This is a genomic window from Streptomyces sp. NPDC004721 (assembly GCF_053601495.1).
The window spans coordinates 1-16,178 of the sequence record NZ_JBSGBZ010000100.1 but is presented as its reverse complement, the minus strand read 5'-3'; the positions used below and the strand labels follow the sequence as shown (position 1 = coordinate 16,178).

Sequence of the window (16,178 nt, the reverse complement as noted above, 5' to 3'; positions counted from 1 at the left end):
CGTCGCCGCTGACCACCCACGACCCGAGGACCCCGGAGCACCCGGCCCCAGCGCCGGGACCTCGCCATGCCCAACGTCCGACGGCAGCCCCGCGATCCCCGGCACATGGATCACCCCAGATCAGCCGACGCCAACCGAAACAGCGAGGCTAGACGCGCCGCGTCACTCACAGCGCCCCGCCGCGTGGCCACGCCACCCAGCAGGCGCCGGATCGTGGGACCGGCCGCAAGGACTCGCGTCCAGGGCCGCCCACTTGTCCTTGCCGACCTTCACCCAGGACAGGTCCACGTGGGACAGGTCCCCCTTCGACAGCCTCGCCCGCCAGGCGACCGCGGCTGGGACCAGGCCGAAGCCGCTACACCGGGACGCCTCCTGAGCAGCCCCTGACCGGCGCAAAATCAATCCGCCCGACCCCGCAGGCAATTCGAAATCCCGCGCCGATCACTACATTCCGAGACGGTCACTGAACTTGCACGTCAGGACCTCTCCAGCTAGCGCAGCTCCACGAAAACCCCAGCTCAGCGCCCCGCCGCGTGGGGCCGGCGCTCTCCCCTCGCATCGCTGCGCCCGGCACCGGCGCCAGCACCCGCGTAAGCCTCCAGCGGGTGCAGCCCCCCGCACCCGGGCCCGGGGTCGCGCCGGGTGCGGGAGTGTTCACACAGCCTGAGTGAGCGCGGCGTCCAAGCGGTCCAGGCGATCGTAGAGGGCGCGGACGAGGCGGGCGCGGTTCTGGACGCAGTGCACGGTGCCCTCCAGCGTCGCGGACAGCCGGCCTTCCGCCTCGCGCAGGACGACGTCGGCGAGCGCTCGGGGGCCGCTGTCCTTCGGCAGCTGGCCGGCGCTGCGGCGGACATTGGCGGCGACCGCGCAGGCGTGGCCGGTCATCTGGAGGGCGATCTGCTCGTAGTCGCGGGTCGTCAGCGCGTCCGGGCCGGTCCACGCCAGGACGGCCTTGACCAGGCTCTCGCACGGCTCGCGGTCGAGCAGGAGTTCCGCTTCGATCAGGCCGTCGGGCCGTACAGGACTGTGTGCGTGCTGGTGTGCATGGCGAGGCCTCGCTGCTGCGGCGTCGTCACGCGGGTGGCCGGCGGTCACCGCTGGGTGTCCTCTCCGATGAGCTGCTGACGGAGTATGAGGAGAGTGGGGAGGAACCGCTGCTGTTGCTGGCCGCGACAATTTTGGAGTCCGAGGAGCCCGAAGTGCGGCGGTATCCGATGCTGCGCCAGCATTTCAGGGCTTACGAGCCGCTGGACAACGCGCTGGCCGTGCTGCGCAGTGCCGGTCTGGTGGCCCACCGACGACGAGGTGACCTTGTTCAAGTGCGCGAAGGTGCGGACCCACCGCTACCTCTACTGCGGCAACAAGATGCCCTCGCCCCGGCCCAATGGGACCACGATCGCAGCGGCCGTCTGAGAGGGCTTGTGGAGAGCCGGATGCCTGGAGAGCGGGCACGGTTCGGGAGGCGGGCCGGGGAAACCCACCGACGGCAACGTCGGCAGGGCGCCCCGGTCCGACCTCGCCAACTGTCCGAGTACGCGGGCGACATGGCCCCGTGGTCATACCCTGATTCATGACACTCCCACTCCGGGCCGTGACGCGTGCATGTACTGGTCGGCCCAGGCGCTGATGATGTGGGCGGCTCGCTGTGCCTGTCCTCGGGCGGTCAGGAGGTGGTCTGCTCCGTCGAGCGCGACGAAACTTCGCGGGTGTCGTGCCTCGTAGAAGATCTCCCCGGCGTTGGCGATGTCGACGGTGTTGTCGGTAGGCGAATGCAGGACGAGTAGTGGTAGGCGCAACTCGCGTATCCCGGTGCGCAAGCTGGCATGGTGGACGTCGTCGATGAAGGCACGCTTGAGGACCAGGGTCCTTCCGCCGACGAACCACTCGTGCGACCCTTCACTGAGAACGCGATCTATGACCGCGTCGTACTGTCCCTCGACGTGGCTGGGGTCGACAGGCGCCCCGATCGTGGCAACCGCGCGGACGCCGGTTGCCTCGGCCGCTGCGGCGATGGCGGCGGCACCTCCCCACGAGTGCCCCACCAGCAGGTCTGCTGGAGTCCCTCGCTCCGCCATCAGAGTTGCTGCACGGACGGTGTCCTGGACCTTGATGGTGAAGGAACCGTCCCCCCAGTCGCCGTCGGAGTCTCCGATCCCGAGGTTGTCGTAGCGCAGCATTCCGATCCCCTCGCGTGCCAGTTGCTTGCTGACGCGCGAAGCGGCCGGCGAGTTCTTGCCCAGTGTGAATCCGTGGACGAAGATTCCCCAGCCCCGGATCTCGCCGTCCGGCAGGTCAATTGCTCCGGCCAGTTCGGGGCCGACGATGCTCTTGAATCTCACTTCTTCAGTCATGTTGTGATCACCTCGGCATGGGCTGTTCGTGGGGTAGGGGAGGTGAGGGCGACACTGGCTGTTGCCACGCGCGGGCTCCAAGCAGGAGAGCGTGAGCGCGGTGCCTGTCGCTGTCGGCGTGTCAGGCGGTCGGTTTCTGGACGGAGGTCGGCTTGATGGCGAGTAGCGCAGCGATCTCATCGGCGAGGTGCGGGCCGAGCTTGCCCCAGCCGTCCTTGTAGCCGTAGACGCCGGCCAGGGTGCGGGCGTCATAGTCGCCGTTCATGATCTCGATGTCGGTGGCCGTGATGAGTGCCGGGTGGGCGACGCCGATGGCCGACGAGACCTTCATCAGCTCCTTGCGCAGGGTGCGCAGGTAGACAGCGGCCCGGGTGGCCTTCGAGGTCGGGTCGAGGCCGCGGACCAGCCACGGGTTCTGGGTGGCGATGCCGGTGGGGCACCTGTCGGTGTGACACTTCTGCGACTGGATGCAGCCGATCGACAGCATCGCCTCACGACCCACGTTGATCATGTCGGTACCCAGAGCGAAGGCGACCGCGGCGTTCTCGGGCAGGCCGAGCTTGCCGGAGCCGATGAAGGTCAGGTCGTCGGTCAGCCCCAGCTCGGCGAAGGTGCCATAGACCCGGGAGAAGCCCATCCGGAACGGCAGCGACACCGAGTCGGTGAAGATCAGCGGCGCCGCCCCGGTGCCGCCCTCGCCGCCGTCGATGGTCACGAAGTCGACACCACGGTCACCACGCTCCATCAGCGTGGCCAGCTCCTGCCAGAAGTCCATCTCTCCCACTGCGCTCTTAACTCCGACCGGCAGACCGGTCTCGGTGGCGAGCAGCTCGACGAAGTCGAGCATGGAGTCGACGTCGCTGAACGCGGTGTGCCGCGACGGGGAGGCACAGTCCTTACCGGGCGGGATACCGCGGATCTCGGCGATCTCCGGGGTCACCTTCGCGCCCGGCAGCATCCCGCCCAGCCCTGGCTTGGCGCCCTGGGAGAGCTTGATCTCTATCGCCTTGACCGGGGCGCCGGCGACCACATCCTTGAGCTTGTCGAGATTGAAGGTGCCGTCCTCGTTGCGGCAGCCGAAGTACGCCGTACCGATCTGAAGGACGAGGTCGCCACCGTTGCGGTGGTACGGCGAGAGGCCGCCCTCGCCCGTATTCTGCATCGTGCCCGCCAGCGCCGCCCCTTTGTTGAGCGCCGTGATCGCCGCGCCGGAGAGCGATCCGAAGCTCATCGCCGAGATGTTCACCACGCTCGCCGGCCTGAACGCCTTGGCGCGCCCGCGCGGCCCGCCCAGCACCTTGGCTGAGGGCAGTGGGGCCTGCGGGTCCTGCGCGTCGGGCAGCGTGTCGGCGAACGTGCGCTGCTTCAGGTAGGCGTGCCCCTGCACGTGCTCGACGTCGACGTCAGTTCCGAACCCGAAGTAGTTGTTCTCCTCCTTCGCCGACGCATAGATCCAGGTGCGCTGGTCACGACTGAACGGGCGCTCCTCCTCATTGGAGGTCACGATGTACTGCCGCAGCTCCGGCCCGATCGTCTCCAACAGGTACCGGGCGTGCCCGATCACCGGGAAGTTCCGGAGCAGTGCGTGCTTCTTCTGGAAGAGATCGCGGGCGGCCATCAGCGCCAATCCTGTCGCGGTGGCCGCACCGATACTCCGGGCGTTCATGAACATTCCTCTCCTCGATGCTCGACTCCACTGGCTATGCGGTGGACGTCGACGTGTCGTGTTGGGCGTTGGGCGACGGGCACGGCCCAGCAGGGGTGAAGAAGGCGGGGATGCCGGCGCCGCCCGTGCGCAGCCGCTCGGCGAGGGTGCCCTGCGGGGTGAGTTCCACCTCCAGCTCGCCAGCCAGGTACTGGCGGGCGAACTCCTTGTTCTCGCCCACGTAGGACGCGGCCACGCGGGAGATCCGACCGGCGGCCAGCAGGATGCCGAGTCCCCCGTCGTCCACGCCGAGACGATCCGTAGCTGCGAGACGCCGGTGTGCAGCAGTGTGGTGATGAGAACACTGGGAATCCCGCTCAGGCCGAATCCGCCCACCGCGAGCGATGCTCCTGAGCCGATGTCGGCGACTGCCTCCGCGGCAGAATCGACTGTGGCTCTGTGTGCGTTCGGGGGCCGGGGTGGTGTCGGGCCCGGGCAGTGGGATCACTGCGCGGGCTCGGCATCCACACGGTCCGCGTGGTCAACGGAAGACGTGGTCTGCCCGGCGATCACGCCCGTCCCCGATGTGGTCTCCATGCGCGGCAGTGCTCACGAAGCGGGGAGCGGCAACGGCGGTGCTGTCGGCCGTGGTTCATGCTCTGTCTCCTGGAATTGCGGGCGCCCGGACCGTGGCAGCGGTGGCTGTGGAGACTTCGCTTGGGATGCGGGGGCGGCAATCGGTGTCCTGGCCGCTGCTGTCCCTTGAGCGGCCGCGAATGCCGTCCCCGCTGTCCTGTGACGCCCACCCACATACGCAGGGGGGTGGCTCGGGCTGCGCCACTTGCCCACTGGCGTACGGCAGCCCGAGCGGTGGCGGTCTTGGTGACCGCGGTCCTCAGCGGTGCGAACGGTCGTGGTGCTTCACGCTGTCCCAGGAGGCGTGTCGGTGGTCGCCGGCCCAGCGGAACTGGTCGAGGACCCGCTGACGACGACCGTCGTCGATACGTGCCCGGTGACCGTCGCGGGCGTCGTACCGGATCCAGTAGCCACGGCCATCGTGCCCCCGCTTCCAGTAACCACGACCGCCGTGATCCCACTTCCAGTGGCGACCTCCGTCGTGATCCCGCTTCCCGTGACCACGACCGTCGCTGCCCCGGCTGCCGAATGCGCTGTGCCGGTCCCCGTTGTGGTTGTGCCGTCCCCCGTTGTGGTGGTCAGCGATTCGGACGGCGGAGACGACACCCGACTGGCTGCTGCTCGGGTACGTCGCAGCCGAGGCCGAGCCGCCGGTGGCGAGAAGCCCGGCGGCCGCGACGGCGGTCGAGGCGATCGCAACGGCGACTCGACGAACAGTCCTGCTTGCCATGGTTTCCTCTCTTTCCTCACCCCACGATGCGAATGGGCGAGTTAGCGCGTATTTGCCTCGCTAGGCACTGAAGACACTAGCCGCAGCTTGTTGAACGATGAACTACATCTGGCGGTGAGGTGCACCACGCGGCGGAGAGTCGTTGCGTCGGAATATTTCTACGACCCCCGCTGTTGCGAGCCGGCGCTCGGGCAGCAGTCGAGGATCCGCTCACCTCACGCCACCTCACGAGCAACTCGGCGAATCCGCAGCCATGTTGGATGACGCCACACCTCAGGCGTATGCGCCGGCAGCGGCGAGGGCGAGTAGCGAGGAGGAAGCCAACCCCGCCCGCGCGGAAGCGGTGCTGCGCGATTTCCGCGACCCACACCAGCGAGGACCGCCCGGTCGACCCGGACCTGACCCTGCCGGGCGAACCTACCGACCACGATCTTCCGCCTGACCTGCCCCGCCTCCGCACCCTGGAGACGTGGCTCGTCCTCACTCTCGACCGGGTACGGCAGCAGATCGCCATAACCGAGCGCCGTGGGCAGGAGCGCCGGCGCGGTGAGCAGGCCCGGCCGGCCGCACCCGACTGGATCCTCGAAGGCGGCCTGAACCGTGACTCGCCGCCTGTCGCCGTTCACGTCGGCGGCTGCCATATGGCAGGCAAACGCTGGAAAGGCGTACCCCGGGACGTCGCCCTGCGGGCACTGAGCGAAGGCATCGAGGCCTGCGGGCACTGCCGGCCTGACGCTGAACTCGGCTACCTGGATGGCTAGGCGCTGCGACGGGCAGAACGACGCCAGGTACTCCGCCAGTCCGCCGCAGCGGTGGAGATGGCCGGGTCTTACTCGGTCGGGTGAAGCCGCCGGGATCGGAAAACCTCTTGGGGTGTCGGCGCGTATTGCCGGGCATGGAGCCGCTCAACGAAGCACATGTGGTGGAGCCGGGACCGGCCGTGGTGGAGATCGCGGCATGCGACGACCAGACCGCCTTCACCGTCCAGGAGCTGCTCGCCACGCAGTGGGCGACCGCAGCGGCGGACCATACGACCCGGGATCCGGGGCAGCCCGGAGTGCGGCTGCGCTGCTACCTGGACGTGCGCCAGACGCCCGGCTCATAGCGCCGGGGGCGCCCACCAGTCCTTGCTCGTGCCGGGCCGGGCGGCGTCCTGGGCTGGTGCTGCTCGGAGCTGGAGGTGTGTCATGCCCGCGAGCGTGTGGAATCTTTACAAGCCCCCAGTGGGGCCCAGCGGTTCCTGTCCGCGTTCAGCGGCATCTCACCGCACTTCCGGCCTCGTCGCCACCTGATGACCGCCGCCCGCTACCGAGCCGAGATGACCATCCGCTTCGCGATCTGGGATCAGGTCACCGGCGTCGCCGGGGTGCCTGCCGCGGCCTGAGCACGGAGCCGGAACCTGGCCCCACCACACCCGACACACCATCAGGCACCTCACACCCTCAACAACGTGACAGCGCCCTGTGAGGACTTCTGGCGCGTTCGTTGACTGTCGGGAGCGGGTACGGCCGAGGGGCTTAGACGGATGTGGGCGGGGCGGGATGAGCGAGGGGCTGTCGGCTGCCGCCACCGCATCCTTCCACCGGGTCGCCAGATGGGGCGCTTGTGCTTGCCACGACGTGCGGTTCGCGGTGGAAGTACCCGCGCGTGCGCGAGATAAAAGGTGGGCGCCTGTCTGCCGGGCTGGGCGCGGATCGCTAGGCTCCGCGACGGCCCGTCGGCCGCACCCCGTCGTGCGGCCGACGGGCCTGGCGCTGGCCCCCCGAAAGGACCGGGTCAGGCGGCGGCGAGGCCGGTCTTGAGGGCGGAAGCGACCTTGACGACGCGCTCGGCCTGCACATGGGCGGCGGCGCGGGTGGTGTCGTCGACGGGGTTGTTGCCCTGGGCGTCGACGTGGGAGGTGCCGTAGGGGTTGCCGTCGGCGAACTTGGCGGGGTCGGTGTAGCCGGGGGCCACGAGGATGCCGCCGAAGTGGTGGACGGAGTTGTAGAGCGCGAGCAGGGTGGCCTCCTGGCCGCCGTGGGCGGTGGAGGTGGCGGTGAAACCGCTGTAGACCTTGTCGGCGAGCTTGCCCTGGGCCCAGAGGCCGCCGAGGGTGTCGATGAACTGCTTGAGCTGCGAGGCGATGTTCCCGAAGCGGGTGGGAGAACCGAAGATCACGGCGTCGGCCCACTCGATGTCGGCCGGGGTGGCGACGGGGACGTCGGCGGTGGCGGCGGCGTTGGCGGCCCAGGCGGGATTGGAGTCGATGGCGGCCTGCGGGGCCAGTTCGGCGGCCTTGAGCAGGCGGACCTCGGCGCCGGCCTTCTCCGCTGCCTCGGCGATCTCCTTGCCGATCTCGGCGACGATGCCGGTGGAGGAGTAGTAGACGACGGCGAGCTTGGTCTGGGTGCTCACGGCTGCGGTCTCCGTTCGGTTGGTGTCGGGTGTGCGGTTACGGCTGAAGATGCCCATGACAGCTTTCGTTCTGGTGCTGAACACTCACTGACGAGTATTGATTGAACGGTAAACCATCACGGGGGCATCCGTGCTCACGCGGTGCAGGAGTGGCCAGGCTCGCAGATTGGTATAACCTTCAACTAAATCGTGGTCCGATGCTCCGCCTCCACCGACGACAAGGACACCGCCATGGCCTCCGCCCTCGACGTCCGCCGCTCCGGCGAGCGCTTCCACACCCGCGCCGGCTGGCTCGACTCCCGGCACTCCTTCTCCTTCTCCCGCCACTGGGATCCCAAGAACACCCACTTCGGACTGCTGCTGGTCTCCAACGACGACGTCGTCGCGCCGGGCACCGGCTTCGACACCCATCCCCACCGCGACATGGAGATCATCACCTGGGTGCTCGACGGCGGTCTGGTCCACCAGGACTCCGAGGGCCACAACGGGGTGATCTACCCGGGCCTCGCCCAGCGGATGAGCGCCGGCACCGGCATCCTCCACAGCGAGAAGAACGACTCCTGGACCCTCACCGGCAAGCCCGCCCACCAGGACCCCGTCCACTTCGTCCAGATGTGGGTCATCCCCGACGAGGCCGGCATCAAGCCCGGTTATGAACAGCTCGACATCAACGACGAACTCGCCCGCGGCGGCTGGACCACCCTCGCCTCCGGCATGCCCCGGCACGCCCACCAGCGCGCGATCGGCATCCGACAGAAGCACGCAGCCCTGCACGTCGCCCGCATCCGCCCCAACGAGACCCTCCCGATCGTCACCGCCCCCTTCACCCACCTCTTCCTCGCCCGGGGCAGCGCCGAACTGGAGGGAGCGGGCCCGCTGGCCACCGGCGACGCGGTCCGCATCACCGGCGCGGAGGGCCAACGCATCACCGCCGGCCCCGACGGCACCGAGGTCCTGATGTGGGAAATGCACGCCGCCGTCACCACGGCGTGACACGTGCACCGATCCGCGCAGCCGGCCTGTGGGTACGACCTGGCGAGGGTGGCGAGGGTTCCGCAGTACGGCCGGTTCAACGGATCCCCGCCCCGGGGCTGAAAACCGGCCGGCGCAAGCGCGCAGCGCATACGGGCTCCGGCGCCGGACGCCCAGGTCGAGAACTGGCGGGCGCCGTTCCGGGCTCCCAGGCGTCCCGCGGGGGTCGACGTCTGCGCACCGTCACGTCCCGGCCGCCGCCACACCACCGCGTCCGCGCCCCGCTCGCGCAACTGCTCCAGGGTGGTGACGACGACGGGCACGGCCAGGCCGTAGTCCCGGGCTGTGACTCCCCGGTGGTGGGTGTCGTACCGGCAGGGCGCCCAGTAGCGGCGGCCCGCCCCCTCCACGGCGCCCGCCCGGTAATCAGGTATGCCGAAGGTCACGTTTGAGGACGGTTTGCCGGGCCGGATCCCGGAGAGCAGCCGTAAGCCCGTACACGCAACCACAGGAGCAGATCCGTGCCCACCCCGTCCCCCGCCTCCCCCGACCACGCGGATGAGGGGCACAGGCGAGCGAACGAGACCGGACACGGCGCCGGCCAGCACACCGCACGACCGCCCGCGCCCGACACCACTCCCGAAAGCGCCCGGCCCGAGCGCGGTTTCCTCGGCCACCCGCGCGGACTTCTGCCGCTGTCCGGGCTGGAGATCTGGGAGCGCTTCTCCTTCCTGGGCATGCAGGCCATCCTGGTCCTGTACTTCGCCGACACCGTCCGGGCCGGCGGCCTCGGCATGGCCTCCGGCACCGCCGCCTCCGTCGTCGCCGCCTACGGCACGCTGGTCTACCTCGTCTCGGTCGCGGGCGGCTGGCTCGCCGACCGCATCCTCGGCTCCTACCGCGCGGTCCTCTTCGGCGGCGTCCTGATCGCCTGCGGCCACTACTCCATGGCCGTGCCCACCGCCACCATGACCTGGGTGGGCCTGGGCCTGATCATCGTCGGTACAGGCCTGCTCAAGCCGAACGTGTCAGCCATGGTCGGCAAGCTCTACGCCACCGACGACGAGCGCCGCGACGCCGGCTTCGCCCTGTACTACATGGGCATCAACATCGGCGCCTTCCTCGGCCCGGTCGTCTCCGGTTGGCTGGGCCAGACCCAGGGCTGGCACTGGGGCTTCTCGGCCGCCGCGATCGGCATGACGCTGGGCCTGGCGCAGTACGTGCTCGGCCGCCGCCACCTCGCCGGCCGCAAGCACGCGGCCGAGTTCGCGCTGCCGCCGGCCGCCCTGCGCCGCGCGATATGGCTGATCCTCGCCGGCGTCGTCGTGCTGTTCGCCGCGGCGGCGCTGCTGGTGGCCGCCGGCTGGCTGACGATGGCCCGCACCGTCGACCTGACCTCGCTGGTCTCGGTCGTCGCACCGGTGGCGTACTTCCTCGTCATGTTCCGCAGCCCTCGCGTGAGCCGCGAGGAGCGAGGCCGGCTACGCCCGTACATCGTGCTCTTCGCCGCGTCCGTGGTCTTCAACCTGGTGCTCTTCCAGGCGTACTCGACCATGACCCTGCTTGCCGCCGACCACGCGGACACGGAGATCCTCGGCTGGAGCTTCCCGTCCACCTGGTACAACTCCGTGCTCGGCGTCGCCGAGGTGCTCGTCGCCCCGGTCGTCGCCGCACTGTGGCAGCGCCTCGGTCGGCGGCAGCCGCACGCCTCGGTCAAGGTCGGGCTGGGTGTGGTGCTCGGCGGGCTGTCGTTCCTGGTCATGGCCTGGGCAACGACGGGGCGCGCCGGCGACGGCTGGACGATGGCCGCCTGGTGGCTGATCGCCTCGTACCTGCTGCTGGGCACCGGTGACGTCGTCCTGCAGACCACCGGCATGTCCGCGACGACCAAGCTCGCCCCGGCCGCGTTCTCCAGCCAGACGATGGCCCTGTGGATGCTGTCCCTAGCCCTCGCCAACGGCATCCAGGCTCAGTCCGTCAAGCTCTACGACCAGCTCTCGGCCCCGGCGTACTTCGGCGTCAACGGAGCCGTGACCGTCGTCGCCGGGCTCGCGGTCGTCGCCGCGGTGCGGTGGATGCGACGGACGATGGCACCGGTTCACTGACGCTGTCAGTTACTGCTGAAAGAGTTCACCCCATGCACATCCGCACCACCCAAGAATTCCCGTACCAGATCCGGTGTGAGGACGTCCGGATTCCCCTCCCCCGGGGAGCCCGGCTGTACGCCCGGATCTGGCGGCCCGTGACCGACGAGCCCGTGCCGGTCCTGCTGGAGTACCTGCCCTACCGGGTCACCGACTGGACGGCCCCGCGCGACGCCCAGCGCCACCCCTGGTACGCCGGGCACGGCTACGCCTCCGTGCGCGTCGACGTGCACGGCCACGGCAACTCCGAGGGCGTTCCCGGGGACGAGTACGACGAGACCGAACTGTCCGACGGCATCGCCGTCATCGAGTGGCTGGCCGCCCAGCCCTGGTCGACCGGCAAGGTCGGCATGTTCGGCATCTCCTGGGGCGGCTTCAACAGCCTCATGCTCGCCGCCCGCGCGCCCGAGGCGCTGAAGGCGATCGTCACGGTCTGCTCGACCGACGACCGCTACGACAACGACGTGCACTACGTAGGCGGTTCCCTCCTGGCCGTCGACATGCACGGCTGGGCATCGACCATGCTCGCCTTCGCCTCGCGTCCGCCGGACCCTCTCTACGCCGGCGACGGCTGGCGCGCGATGTGGGAGGAGCGGCTGGAGGCGCTCGACCCGCTCGTCAACACCTGGCTGGCCCACCAGACGCGGGACGACTACTGGCGGCGCGGCAGCGTCTGCGAGGACTACTCCGCGATCAAGGCCGCCGTGCTGGCAGTGGGCGGCTGGCACGACCCCTACCGGGACACGGTGCTGCGGCTCGTCGAGCAGCTTCCCCGGCACAGCAGCGCGCCTGTCCGCGGGCTGATTGGCCCCTGGTCGCACCAGTACCCGGACCGCGGGCTGCCGCCCGGCCCGGCGATCGGTTTCCTGCAGGAGACGCTGCGCTGGTGGGACCACTGGCTCAAGGGCGAGCAGCACGGCGGGAAAAACGTCATGGAGGAGCCCCTGCTGCGCTCCTGGATCAGCGAGTCGCACCCGCCCGCCACGGTGTACCCCGAGCTGCCCGGCCGCTGGGTGGGCGAGCATGCATGGCCCTCCCCGGCGGTCACCATGACGCCGTACGCCCTGCCCGGCAGCGGAACCCTCCGGGTGCGCTCCCCGCAGCACACAGGCGTGGACGCGGGCCGCTACTTCCCGTTCGGCAACGACGCCGACCTCCCGCCCGACCAGTGCGAGGAGGACGGGCGCTCCGTCTGCTTCGACGTGGCGGTGCCCGAGGCGCCGACCGAGATCCTGGGCCGGCCGCGGGTGCGGCTGCGGCTGACCAGCGAGGTGCCACGCGGCCAGGTGATCGCTCGCCTGTGCGACGTCGCCCCTGACGGCTCCTCCACGCTCGTCACCCGGGGCGTGCTCAATCTCGCCGCTCGGCACGGCCGCGACCGCGTCGCCGAATGGGAGCCCGGGGCGACCGAGGACGTCACCTTCGAGATGAACGGCATCGGCCACACCTTCCCGCCCGGTCATCGCATCCGGATCGCGCTCTCCTCCGCCTACTGGCCGTGGATCTGGCCGCAGCCGGGCAGCGAGGCGGGCTGGTCCGTCCTGCCGGAGGCGTCCGCAGTGGAGCTGCCGGTGCGGGACCGGGCGGCCGACGCCAACCGCGCCCCCGTCTCCTTCGAGGGGCCCGAGCAGGCTGAGCCGCTGGCCGTGCACTTCCCCGAGCAGCAGGACCAGCGGCCCGAGCGGGTCGTGACCCGGGACGTGGCGGCCGGCACGTGGCGGCTGGAGGTCGACCCGCGCTACGGCGGCACCCGGATCTATCCGGACGGCCTGGAGTTCACCGAGGACGCCCTGGAGACGTACACCATCGACGAGCGCGACCCGCTCTCCGCGCGTACACGCTCGGACTGGTCGGTCCGGCTGCACCGCCCGGACACCGGCTGGGACGCACGGGTGCGCATCCGCACGGAGATCGCCGCAAACGCCACGGACTTCCTCACCTTCAACGAGGTGGTCTGCACGGACGGGGACAGCGAGGTCTTCCGGCGTACGTGGGAGCGCCGCATCCCCCGCACGGCGAGCTGACCGGCTGACCGCTCGCGGTGCCTCGCCCCATCCCTCCGCTGATCTTGCCGTGACACGACCAGGCGACGATCTCGAAGGCGAGGCACCGCACGTCTCCGAGCCCGATGCGCGTGCCGTCCGGTGCTCCAACCAGCCCCCTTGGCGTCGACACCGTGCACGTGCCACCTGCATTGACCACCGCCACCCCAGTTCCAGTACACGTGGTGGGGCGCTTGGCGCAAGCCCGGCCAAAAGTCCTCGATGAGCTGCAACTTCGAAGACGGCTACGAGCACGCCCGGGTGGATCTGCGATAACAGGCGGGCACGGGGCACACATGAGAACCGTTGAGTCGCAAGGGCCGCCGCAGCGGGCGGCAGCGGTGGCGAAGCCGACGTCGTCTCCCCTGGCCGCCGTCACAGGGAGACGATCTGATTCTCCGACAAGGCCCTGGTGCGATCCGGCGGTGCCGGCCGCCGCTCGATGCCGACTGTCGGATCGCGTTCGATCCAGCCTTGCCGCTGCCACCAGCCGATCGCCTTGCGCGCGATCGACAACTCCCGGTTCACGGTGTCAGCATCCATCGCGTCCGCCTGCGTCGCCGTCAACTCGGCGAGCACCTCGGGCAGCGCCATGTCGTCGAACGCGGAGACGGGGAAGACGGGCGGCTCGCGCCTCGGCGAGCCGGTCCGGTCGACGCGGGTTTGCCGGCGAACATCCACCCCACGTCGTCAGCGAGATCTGGTAGATCCGTGCGGAGGACTTCGCGATGCCGGTGCCGGTGCCGGTGAGGTACCGCTCGACCGCCGCGGTGTACGACGACGGCGAGGCTGGGCCTCAGCCGGGGTCAGCCGGATCGCCCCGGACTTCCGCTCGGCGATGTCCAACCAGCTCGGCATGGGCATCTGGTCGTTCAGCAGTGTCAGTTCGGTGGTCATCTGCTCGCGCAGCTCGTCGACGAACACGGCGGCATCTAGCGGCTTGCGCCGCTCGCGGTAGTTCTCCTCGCAACGCTCCGAAGTCTTGGGGCAGGTCCTCGCCGGGGTTGCGCCACTTGTCGGCGCCGACGACCCAGATCTCCTTGTACTTGAACTGGTCGCGCAGGGCCTGGAAGGCGACGACCTCGTAGACCATGCGCACCACCCAGCGCCAGCCCCGCTTGTCGCGGCCTCGATACTGGTGAGCTCGCGTATTCAACTGTCGCCAATTCTCGGCCTGGGCTGGCGATGGGTGACGCTCCGTGGCCGAAAAGGGCTACCTCCTCGGAAGACGCCTCGACGGCGTGAGCGCTGCTGTTTAGGATCATGCGCACGCATCGCGTGTCGGTCACCGGCTGGGTGAGGCATGGAGGTGCCGTGAGGTGCCTTACGGAGGCATTCCACACATGTCAGTCGAGTTGAACCACACCATCATCCATGCCCGGGACAACCGGGAGTCGGCCGAGTTCCTGGCGCACATCTTGGGGCTTGAGGTCGGGACCGAGTGGGGCCCGTTCATTCCCGTGGCCACCAGCAACGGGGTCACCCTGGACTTTGCTGCCATTCCGGCGGAGTCGATCGTCATGCAGCACTACGCATTCCTCGTTTCCGACGAGGAGTTCGACGCGGCCTTCGCGCGTATCCAGCAGGCCGGGATCACGTACTACGCCGATCCGCATCTGAAGCAGCCCGGAGAGATCAACCACCACCACGGTGGGCGCGGGCTGTACTTCATGGATCCAGCCGGGCACGGCATGGAGATCATCACGCGGCCCTATAGCAGCCACGAGTAGACGCCGACGGCTTCGTGAGGCAGTGGCAGGTCAGGCAGTGCCCTGGCCTGCTGCTCCGTGGCCTGGTTCAACTGCCTTGAGTTTCCTGCGGAGTCCAGCCTGTTGGTGACCGTGTGTGGTCGCCGGGGGGTATCGGCTCCAGGTACCGCCGGTCTCGTTGCGGAGGCAGGTGGTGCTCTTGTGGTGGTAGCCGAGGGCATCGGCGACGACGGGGGCGGGCATCTCCAGGACCTGCTGGCGGATCGCTGCGGTCCGGGCGGCGGTCGTGGGGATGCCGCGGTCGTTGAGCAGGCCGGAGAGACTGTTGGGGTTCAGCGGCTGGCCGGCGCGTCGGCCGGGGAAGAGCCAGCGGGAGTCTCGGTTGGTCGCGGTGTTCATGTTGTCGCGGTTGTCGATCCAGCTCAGGAGGAGTTCGGCGAACGGAGCGGGCGCCGGCGAAGCAGGTTCGCCCAGACGCAGCAGGACCTGGTCATTGTCACGGATGACGTCGTCGATGGTCAGGCGGACGACTCGGCTGCAAGGCTGCCCGTAGAGCAGGACGATGACCGCGACGACGCGACTGCGAAGCGGCAGGCTGTCGTCAGTGAGGAGTCGGCCGAGGAGGCTCAGGCGCTCGTTCTGGGCACCGCCGGGTATGGGCCGCTGGAGGTCGTGACCTGCAACAAGCCGGCGGAACCTGGGCCGGCATGCCCCCGGCGATCACCGCCGATGAGGACCAGCCACGTCCTTACGCAGGCCCCGCGGAGTCACGCCGGTCCTCGACGTGGACGATGTGCAGTTCGGTGCCATCCCGGTGGCGCTTGGAACGTCCGCACATCCCGACAGCAAAGTTCTCTTGACCACTGGGCTCGTCGGGCGCCACATAAGTAAGGACGTCCTGGTGGTGACCGGTGACCACCCAGCCGTCGGCGTCCTTGACGTCGATCACCCCAAAGTCTCCTGCAGGAGAGCCTGCATGCACAGGACCGAACTCCCTGAGGATCTCGGTGGCCTGTTCGGCAAGGTCTCCATCGGGAGCGGTAAGCACCACACAGGTGCCGTGTTCGAACAGTACCCACGACTTGTGAGGGTCGCTGAGAAGGCGCTGCCAGACGTCGACGAGTATCTCGGTATTCACGGCGACCATCATGCCGCAGAGCCCCGACACACAGTCACGCTCTACTGATGCCGTCGGCGAATACGCGACACCTCAACAGACGAGCCCACCAGTCCCGGGGCCGACAGACGTCCGCCCTCGGGGACCGGGCCGCCGCAGTTCGGGGCCGCACTGCCCAGCGGCAGGGGCACCCAGGTGGTGCTGGACGCCGCCCACCGGGTGACTGTCGAGCCACGCGGGGCCCGGCAAGAAGATCAAGCTGCAGGACGTCGTCCGGGACACCCACGGCCGGAAGGTCGAGCTCGGCCCCTGTGACAGCATCGTCAACCGACGCTGGTGGAGGACGGGCAGATCCACATCGACGCAGCCGCCGAGGGCACCCTCGACCCGCTGGACCTGTCGTTCGGATACGCATGGTCGAATGCGCGTCAGCCC

The 16,178-nt window shown here is 69.3% G+C and carries 14 protein-coding genes and 3 pseudogenes; 8 read left to right on the top strand and 9 right to left on the bottom strand.

Annotation, left to right across the window (positions count from 1 at the left end; all coding sequences use genetic code 11):
- Positions 1–654: 654 nt before the first annotated feature.
- The 5 genes and pseudogenes from ACWEK3_RS40385 to ACWEK3_RS40365 form a co-directional block, all read right to left on the bottom strand.
- Positions 655–1,046: pseudogene (locus ACWEK3_RS40385) on the bottom strand (DUF6415 family natural product biosynthesis protein).
- 522 nt (positions 1,047–1,568) lie between these two features.
- Positions 1,569–2,351, bottom strand: a complete 783-nt coding sequence (locus ACWEK3_RS40380) for an alpha/beta hydrolase family protein (protein ID WP_450546178.1) — start codon at positions 2,349–2,351, stop codon at positions 1,569–1,571.
- Positions 2,352–2,472: 121 nt separating this feature from the next.
- Complete coding sequence (locus ACWEK3_RS40375) at positions 2,473–4,017, bottom strand: FMN-binding glutamate synthase family protein (RefSeq protein ID WP_453252053.1); 1,545 nt, start codon at positions 4,015–4,017, stop codon at positions 2,473–2,475.
- A gap of 85 nt (positions 4,018–4,102) precedes the next feature.
- Positions 4,103–4,416 (bottom strand): annotated as a pseudogene (locus tag ACWEK3_RS40370) (CoA transferase subunit A); the annotation flags it as partial.
- 475 nt (positions 4,417–4,891) lie between these two features.
- Positions 4,892–5,362: a hypothetical protein gene (locus tag ACWEK3_RS40365; protein WP_453252052.1), complete on the bottom strand. Its 471-nt coding sequence runs from the start codon at positions 5,360–5,362 to the stop codon at positions 4,892–4,894.
- 260 nt (positions 5,363–5,622) lie between these two features.
- Between ACWEK3_RS40365 and ACWEK3_RS40360 the strand changes: the two genes are divergently transcribed.
- The 3 genes and pseudogenes from ACWEK3_RS40360 to ACWEK3_RS40350 form a co-directional block, all read left to right on the top strand.
- The gene (locus ACWEK3_RS40360; protein WP_453252051.1) at positions 5,623–6,123 is read left to right on the top strand and encodes a DUF6233 domain-containing protein; all 501 of its coding nucleotides are present in this window, start codon (positions 5,623–5,625) and stop codon (positions 6,121–6,123) included.
- A gap of 134 nt (positions 6,124–6,257) precedes the next feature.
- Positions 6,258–6,467 (top strand): DUF6207 family protein, encoded by a 210-nt coding sequence (locus ACWEK3_RS40355; RefSeq protein WP_453252050.1) that lies wholly within the window; start codon positions 6,258–6,260, stop codon positions 6,465–6,467.
- Positions 6,468–6,584: 117 nt separating this feature from the next.
- Positions 6,585–6,746 (top strand): annotated as a pseudogene (locus ACWEK3_RS40350) (IS6 family transposase); the annotation flags it as partial.
- Between the two features lie 392 nt (positions 6,747–7,138).
- On the opposite strand, the gene wrbA reads toward ACWEK3_RS40350, so the two are convergent.
- Positions 7,139–7,759, bottom strand: coding sequence for an NAD(P)H:quinone oxidoreductase (gene wrbA / locus ACWEK3_RS40345; RefSeq protein WP_450547562.1), 621 nt, complete (start codon positions 7,757–7,759; stop codon positions 7,139–7,141).
- Positions 7,760–7,990: 231 nt separating this feature from the next.
- Between wrbA and ACWEK3_RS40340 the strand changes: the two genes are divergently transcribed.
- The 3 genes from ACWEK3_RS40340 to ACWEK3_RS40330 all read left to right on the top strand — a co-directional run bounded on the left by ACWEK3_RS40340 (position 7,991) and on the right by ACWEK3_RS40330 (position 12,899).
- Positions 7,991–8,752, top strand: coding sequence for a pirin family protein (locus ACWEK3_RS40340; RefSeq protein ID WP_453252054.1), 762 nt, complete (start codon positions 7,991–7,993; stop codon positions 8,750–8,752).
- A gap of 500 nt (positions 8,753–9,252) precedes the next feature.
- On the top strand, positions 9,253–10,836 hold the full coding sequence (locus ACWEK3_RS40335) for a peptide MFS transporter (protein ID WP_450547563.1): 1,584 nt from the start codon (positions 9,253–9,255) through the stop codon (positions 10,834–10,836).
- Between the two features lie 32 nt (positions 10,837–10,868).
- Positions 10,869–12,899: a CocE/NonD family hydrolase gene (locus ACWEK3_RS40330; protein ID WP_450547564.1), complete on the top strand. Its 2,031-nt coding sequence runs from the start codon at positions 10,869–10,871 to the stop codon at positions 12,897–12,899.
- Between the two features lie 393 nt (positions 12,900–13,292).
- Here ACWEK3_RS40330 and ACWEK3_RS40325 read toward each other — a convergent pair whose 3' ends face one another.
- Both ACWEK3_RS40325 and ACWEK3_RS40320 read right to left on the bottom strand, forming a co-directional pair.
- The gene (locus tag ACWEK3_RS40325) at positions 13,293–13,598 is read right to left on the bottom strand and encodes a hypothetical protein (RefSeq protein WP_450547565.1); all 306 of its coding nucleotides are present in this window, start codon (positions 13,596–13,598) and stop codon (positions 13,293–13,295) included.
- 115 nt (positions 13,599–13,713) lie between these two features.
- The gene (locus ACWEK3_RS40320; protein ID WP_450547566.1) at positions 13,714–14,010 is read right to left on the bottom strand and encodes a hypothetical protein; all 297 of its coding nucleotides are present in this window, start codon (positions 14,008–14,010) and stop codon (positions 13,714–13,716) included.
- A 250-nt stretch (positions 14,011–14,260) separates the two neighbouring features.
- Here ACWEK3_RS40320 and ACWEK3_RS40315 point away from each other — a divergent pair, with 250 nt between their 5' ends.
- Positions 14,261–14,647 (top strand): VOC family protein, encoded by a 387-nt coding sequence (locus ACWEK3_RS40315; protein ID WP_453252049.1) that lies wholly within the window; start codon positions 14,261–14,263, stop codon positions 14,645–14,647.
- Positions 14,648–14,677: 30 nt separating this feature from the next.
- Here ACWEK3_RS40315 and ACWEK3_RS40310 read toward each other — a convergent pair whose 3' ends face one another.
- Positions 14,678–15,025 (bottom strand): hypothetical protein, encoded by a 348-nt coding sequence (locus ACWEK3_RS40310; RefSeq protein WP_453252048.1) that lies wholly within the window; start codon positions 15,023–15,025, stop codon positions 14,678–14,680.
- A 385-nt stretch (positions 15,026–15,410) separates the two neighbouring features.
- Here ACWEK3_RS40310 and ACWEK3_RS40305 point away from each other — a divergent pair, with 385 nt between their 5' ends.
- Positions 15,411–15,812, top strand: coding sequence for a hypothetical protein (locus ACWEK3_RS40305; RefSeq protein WP_453252047.1), 402 nt, complete (start codon positions 15,411–15,413; stop codon positions 15,810–15,812).
- Positions 15,813–16,178: the final 366 nt, after the last annotated feature.

Coding starts and splice junctions, on each gene's coding strand:
- ACWEK3_RS40380 (WP_450546178.1), bottom strand. CDS start 2,351: ATGACTGAAGAAGTGAGATTCAAGAGCATCGTCGGCCCCGAACTGGCC.
- ACWEK3_RS40375 (WP_453252053.1), bottom strand. CDS start 4,017: ATGAACGCCCGGAGTATCGGTGCGGCCACCGCGACAGGATTGGCGCTG.
- ACWEK3_RS40365 (WP_453252052.1), bottom strand. CDS start 5,362: ATGGCAAGCAGGACTGTTCGTCGAGTCGCCGTTGCGATCGCCTCGACC.
- ACWEK3_RS40360 (WP_453252051.1), top strand. CDS start 5,623: ATGACGCCACACCTCAGGCGTATGCGCCGGCAGCGGCGAGGGCGAGTA.
- ACWEK3_RS40355 (WP_453252050.1), top strand. CDS start 6,258: ATGGAGCCGCTCAACGAAGCACATGTGGTGGAGCCGGGACCGGCCGTG.
- ACWEK3_RS40340 (WP_453252054.1), top strand. CDS start 7,991: ATGGCCTCCGCCCTCGACGTCCGCCGCTCCGGCGAGCGCTTCCACACC.
- ACWEK3_RS40330 (WP_450547564.1), top strand. CDS start 10,869: ATGCACATCCGCACCACCCAAGAATTCCCGTACCAGATCCGGTGTGAG.
- ACWEK3_RS40320 (WP_450547566.1), bottom strand. CDS start 14,010: ATGGTCTACGAGGTCGTCGCCTTCCAGGCCCTGCGCGACCAGTTCAAG.
- ACWEK3_RS40315 (WP_453252049.1), top strand. CDS start 14,261: ATGTCAGTCGAGTTGAACCACACCATCATCCATGCCCGGGACAACCGG.
- ACWEK3_RS40310 (WP_453252048.1), bottom strand. CDS start 15,025: ATGAACACCGCGACCAACCGAGACTCCCGCTGGCTCTTCCCCGGCCGA.